Annotated in this window: 1 protein-coding gene; it reads left to right on the top strand. The window is 71.9% G+C overall.

Features of this window, described 5'->3' with window-relative positions; genetic code table 11:
* Positions 1 to 220: 220 nt before the first annotated feature.
* Positions 221 to 676: sensor domain-containing protein (locus C7C46_RS33380; RefSeq protein WP_220040753.1), on the top strand; the 456-nt coding region annotated here is incomplete at its 3' end.

Below are 676 nucleotides of genomic sequence, written 5' to 3'. Positions count from 1 at the left end.
GTTTACCTATCCATGACCTCGTTTATGGCGCTGAGTCTATGACCACCGCAGTTCCGCTCAGGAACCCCGCCCGACCCGCAAGACAGGTTATGGACTCACGGGGGTGGGGTTAACCCCCGATCGGGACTGGGCCCACCCGTAGTGCGCACCGGGGGCCGGACCCGCCAAGCTGGGGGACGCCCGGCACCCCGGGCCCTACCGTCGAGGGGGAGTGAGCCTGATGAAAGCCCGGCCGCTGTACGGCGCGCAGATGTGGCGCGAGGTCCGCCACCACCTCATGAGCCTGCCGTTCGGCATCGCCGCCTTCGTCTTCACCGTGACGGTGCTCTCGGTCGGCACCGCGCTGAGCGTGACCGTGATCGGCCTGCCGCTGCTGGCCCTGGGGTTGCGCGGCTGCCGTGCGCTGGGGGCGGTGGCCAGGCGCCGGGCCCGGGCCGACCTGGGCGCCCGGCTGGAGGAGCCGGATCCGCTGGTGGCCTCCCGCCCGGGCACCGCGGGCCGGGTGATCGCCGCACTGACCTCCGGGCTGAACTGGCGCTCGGCGCTCTACTGCGTGCTGCTGCTGCCCTGGGGAGTCCTCAGCTTCACCGTCACCCTGGCCTTCCTGGTGGTCGGCTGGCCGCTGCTGCCGTTCGTGGTCCGCTACCTGGCGGTGGCGCACCGGGTGCTGGTGGAG

The organism is Streptomyces tateyamensis (genome assembly GCF_003205575.1).
Taxonomy (GTDB): Bacteria; Actinomycetota; Actinomycetes; order Streptomycetales; family Streptomycetaceae; genus Kitasatospora; species Kitasatospora tateyamensis.
This window is presented reverse-complemented; position numbering and strand designations above follow the sequence as displayed.